This is a genomic window from Pseudoxanthomonas sp. LjRoot204_2 (assembly GCF_056175765.1).
In genome coordinates this window covers 1-4,415 of sequence record NZ_JBGFFG010000281.1, presented here as the reverse complement: position 1 = coordinate 4,415, position 4,415 = coordinate 1, and the positions used below count along the sequence as shown (strand labels likewise).

Annotated in this window: 5 protein-coding genes; 4 read left to right on the top strand and 1 reads right to left on the bottom strand. The window is 64.5% G+C overall.

Annotated features, from left to right (window positions below):
* Nucleotides 1-260 precede the first annotated feature (260 nt).
* Nucleotides 261-623, bottom strand: a complete 363-nt coding sequence (locus AC04L7_RS12975) for a hypothetical protein (protein ID WP_327482780.1) — start codon at nucleotides 621-623, stop codon at nucleotides 261-263.
* A 151-nt stretch (nucleotides 624-774) separates the two neighbouring features.
* Here AC04L7_RS12975 and AC04L7_RS12970 point away from each other — a divergent pair, with 151 nt between their 5' ends.
* The 4 genes from AC04L7_RS12970 to AC04L7_RS12955 form a co-directional block, all read left to right on the top strand.
* Nucleotides 775-1,179, top strand: a complete 405-nt coding sequence (locus tag AC04L7_RS12970; RefSeq protein ID WP_187572539.1) for a hypothetical protein — start codon at nucleotides 775-777, stop codon at nucleotides 1,177-1,179.
* Nucleotides 1,180-1,233: 54 nt separating this feature from the next.
* On the top strand, nucleotides 1,234-2,502 hold the full coding sequence (locus AC04L7_RS12965; protein ID WP_327482779.1) for a TolC family protein: 1,269 nt from the start codon (nucleotides 1,234-1,236) through the stop codon (nucleotides 2,500-2,502).
* Between the two features lie 10 nt (nucleotides 2,503-2,512).
* Entirely contained in the window at nucleotides 2,513-3,550 is a 1,038-nt protein-coding gene (locus AC04L7_RS12960) for an efflux RND transporter periplasmic adaptor subunit (protein ID WP_435998489.1), read from the top strand.
* 10 nt (nucleotides 3,551-3,560) lie between these two features.
* Nucleotides 3,561-4,415, top strand: an 855-nt coding sequence (locus tag AC04L7_RS12955) for an efflux RND transporter permease subunit (RefSeq protein WP_475513150.1), incomplete at its 3' end; no start/stop codon positions are given.

The following is a 4,415-nucleotide window of genomic DNA, read 5'->3' as shown; positions in this document are numbered from 1 at the left end:
GTCCACCCCGGGGCGTGCGAGCAGTTCGCTCTGCAGGCGCTCGATGCACGCATCGGCAGCATCGCGCACGTGGGGAAGCACAACGGGAATGTCCAGGCGCAACTTGCCAGGGGAGGTATCCATATCGATCTCGTCAGTGCTGCGCAGATGAACCTGAGTGTCCACAGCGCAAGTGAGTGCCACGCGACAGCACGGTCGTTGCGACCGGCGCACGCGATCCCAAAGCAGCGGCTACGCCAAGGCGGCGTGCGCCGGCGCGATCACGCGATGGGTGGGCGTAAGGGGTGCGTAGAGCGCTGGGCCAGCGCCAGGACCGCGGCGATGGGCGTATAGGCCTGGCCGGGGATGAGCGGCCCAGGGGCCGGGAAGTCCGGCAGGATCACCGCGTGTGCGCACACGTCCGAGTGATGGAACAGGCTGTGCGCCCCCGTAGCGTGCTCATCGGGCACCTCGCCCTTGGCATCGTGCGCATGCGCGGCTGCGCGCAGGTGCGGTGCGCTGTGCTCCAGACCATGCAGCTGCCCGAGCTGGGTCAGGACCGGATGGGCCAGCACCGCCGCCACGATCAGCCACAGCGCGCCCAAGGCGAGCCATGATCGGGGATGGGCGGTCAGAAGGCGCACGCGGAGGTCCCGGGCTGCACGAATGGCCCGACGATACCCAACCCGGTCGCGCACGCCAAGCGCTGTTACACCCTAACGCTGCAGCGCGATGACAGTTTCCTGAATTGCGTGATTGTCTAACGCGCAAGGGACTGACTACCATGCGCGCACCATGACGCGTGCCCTACGCCAACTCAGCCGATTCCTGCGCCTGCCGGCGCTGGCACTGCTGTTGTTCGCGGTGGTGGCCAATCCGGTGCTGGCGGCCGTGGGCGATATCCACGAATCGGCCCAGGCCGTGGCCGATCATGCCGATCCCGAGCACTGCGATGTCAGCGATGACGCCACCAGCGCGGTGGTCGATCAGGATGCCGGCGATCAGGACGAGGGTTCGGCCGGCGATCTGCTGCACGCGCTGGTCCATGGAGCCCATGCCTGCGGCCATCCGGTGGCTATTCCCTCGCCCGCCCTTGTGGTCGAACCGCTCGCTCCTCAGGCGATCGCGCCTGTGCACGAGATCCAGCCGCTGGATTCCCTGCAGCCGCTGTCCCTGACCCGTCCTCCGATTACGGCCTAACGCTGCACGCCGGCTTGCCGGTGCATCGTTTTTTCGCCTAATCGGAGATATCTCATGTGGTTGCGACTGGCAGCGTGCGCTGCCTTTTTGGTCGTGCCCGTTGCGTACGCGCAAACGGGGACGGCGCCTTCTTCTACCCTTTCGTTGGACGACGCCATCGCGCGCGTTGCCACGACACACCCTGACCTGCGCATCTTCGACGGACGTCGTCAGGTCCTGGATGCCAACCTGGCATCGGCGGCCCTCAAGCCCCCGATGACCCTCGGCGCAACCATCGAAAACACGCTCGGCACCGGCAACTATCGCGGTTTCAGCGAGGCCGAGCTCACCGTCACCCTGGCCGGGGTGATCGAGCGCGGCGGCAAGCTCAATGCCCGGCAAGCCCTGGCGTTGGCCAACATTGATACGTTGGCGCCGCAGCGCGAGATGGCACGGCTGGACCTGCTGGCCGAGACGGCGCAGCGTTATCTGGCCGTCACCGCCGCAACCAAGCGCAAGAGCATCGCCGAGTTGGACATCGTCCAACGCAGGCGCGCCGTCGATGCGGCACGTACCCGCCTGACCGCCGGTGCCTCGCCCGAGTCGGTCGTGCTCACCGCACAGGCGGCCTTGGCCACGGCCGAACTGGATCGCGATCGCGCCATTGCCGATGAAGCGGCCACGCGCCAGAACCTGGCGGCCCTGTGGAATGAGCGCACGCCCAGCTTCACCGTGGCCGCGGGCAATCCTTTGGTGCTGCCGGAACTGCAGAGCTTCAATGCACTGAGTGACTACCTGCAGAACACGCCCGAGCTTGCTGAGTTGGCGGGCGTGGAGCGTGTGCGTGAGGCCCAGCTACGTCTGGCGCGTACGCAAGCTACGCCTGATCTGCAGTGGCAGGCCGGTGGACGCTACAACCGTGCCACGAGCGATGTGGGGTTCATGGCCGGCATCAGCATTCCGCTGGGGTCGGCACGCCGTGCCGCACCGGGTATCCGTGCTGCTGAAGCCGAACTGGCCATGACGCCGATCGAACGCGAATCCCTGCGCATCGATCTTTACTCCGCGCTGACCAACGCCTACGGCAATTACTCCACGGCACGTTTGGAAGTCGGTCGCCTGCGTACCGACGTGATCCCACGCTTGGAGAAGGCTGAGAAGGCCGCCGAGTACGCGTGGAAAGCCGGTGCGATCAGCTATCTGGAGTGGTCGCAGCTGCAGGCGCAACGCGTGGAAGCCAGCGTGCGCCAGCTGCAAGTGGCCGTCGACGCACAAGCTGCCCTGATCGAGATCCAGCGCCTGACCGGGCAGCCGATCGTCGCCAGCGGCACCACCACCCCATAAGGATTTCCACATGAAGAACGTTGCAAAGATTGCAGCTCCGACGTTGCTGCTGGGCGCTGTCCTGATGCTGGCCGCTTGTGGTGGTTCCAAGGACGCCACGGAAGAGAAAACGGCGCCTGCCAAAGAAGCCAGCGGTGAGGGTGACGATCACGGCGCCGAAGGCGAAGCCGGGCACGAGGAAGGGGAAGCCGGCCACGGTGAGGAAGCCGGTGGTCATGAAGAAGAAGGTGCCGAGAAGACCACGATCCCGCAGGAAGAAGCTGACAAGAGCGGCGTGAAAGTCGCGAAAGTCAGTGAGGGCGCCATCAAGAACGAATTGGAAGTCCAAGGCGTGCTGACACCGATGGAGGGCGGCGTGGCCCAGGTCACTGCGCGCTACCCGGGTGTGGTGCGTGCCCTGCGCGCCAACGTGGGCGATACCGTGCGTCAAGGCCAAGCGCTGGCCGTGGTGCACAGCAATCTCAGCCTGACGACCTACACCATCACCGCACCGATCAGCGGCGTCGTCCTCAGTCGACAAGGCAGTGTCGGTGGCGTAGCCGCCGAAGGCCAGCCGCTGTTTGAGATCGGCAACCTGTCCAAGGTGTGGGTCGACCTGCACGTGTTCGGGGCCGATGCGCAGTACCTGCGTCCGGGCGTGGCCGTCACGGTCAGTCGCCTGTACGACAACGTCAGTGCGACGACGACCATCGAACGCGTGCTGCCCAGCACGTCAACGGCGAGCCAGAGCCTGGTCGCCCGTGCCGCACTGCTCAACGAGGATGGCTTCTGGCGTCCAGGCACTGCAGTCAAAGCGCAAATCACGATGTCCACCAGCGATGCGGGCGTTGTGATTCCGCAGTCGGCCATCCAGAGCATGGACGGCAAGGACGTGGTGTTTGTGCGTGACGGCGATACCTACACGGCGCGGCCGGTGAAGCTGGGTGATCGTGACTCCACGCAAGTGGCCGTGCTGGAAGGCGTGAAGGCCGGCGAGGACATCGTGGTGACCCAGAGCTACCTGGTCAAGGCGGACATCGAAAAGTCCGGCGCGACACACGCGCACTAAGGAGACCGTCATGCTCGAAAAAATCATAAAAGTCGCGATTAATCATCGCTGGCTGGTCATGACGTTGACGGTGGCCTTGATCGCCATCGGCATCTGGAGTGCCCGTCAGATCCCTATCGATGTCACCCCCGACATCACCAACGTCCAGGTTCAGATCAACACCGAAGCGGCAGGTTACTCGCCGCTGGAAGCGGAGCAACGCGTCACGTTCCCCATCGAGACGGCCATGGCCGGTCTGCCGAAGATGGAGTACTTCCGCTCGATCTCCCGCTACGGCCTGTCCCAGGTCACCGTCGTGTTCAAGGACGGGACGGACATCTACTTTGCTCGGCAGCAGGTCTCCGAGCGTGTAGCACAGGTGAAGGCGCAAATGCCCGAAGGTATCGAACCCACTCTGGGTCCGATTGCCACCGGCATGGGCGAGATCTTCTCCTACACTATCGATGCCGATCCCAAAGCCCGCAAACCCGATGGCACGCCCTACACCGCCACCGATCTGCGCACGCTGCAAGACTGGGTGATTCGTCCGCAGCTGCGCAATGTTCCTGGTGTGACGGAAGTCAATACCATGGGCGGCTTCAAGCGTGAGGTTCACGTCACGCCCGATCCGGCCAAGCTGCGCTCGCTGGACCTGACCTTTGAAGATGTGGTCACGGCCCTGCAGGCCAACAATCAGAACGTGGGCGCCGGCTACATCGAACGTAACGGTCAGCAGTTCCTGGTGCGTGTGCCGGCACAGGTCTCGGACATTCCTGCCATCCAGAAGATCGTCGTCACCCGTCGTGATGGCGTGCCGATTCGGGTTCGCGATCTGGCCAATGTGGCCGACGGTGAAGAACTGCGTACCGGTGCGGCGACCCAGAAC

Coding starts and splice junctions, on each gene's coding strand:
- AC04L7_RS12970 (WP_187572539.1), top strand. CDS start 775: ATGACGCGTGCCCTACGCCAACTCAGCCGATTCCTGCGCCTGCCGGCG.
- AC04L7_RS12965 (WP_327482779.1), top strand. CDS start 1,234: ATGTGGTTGCGACTGGCAGCGTGCGCTGCCTTTTTGGTCGTGCCCGTT.
- AC04L7_RS12960 (WP_435998489.1), top strand. CDS start 2,513: ATGAAGAACGTTGCAAAGATTGCAGCTCCGACGTTGCTGCTGGGCGCT.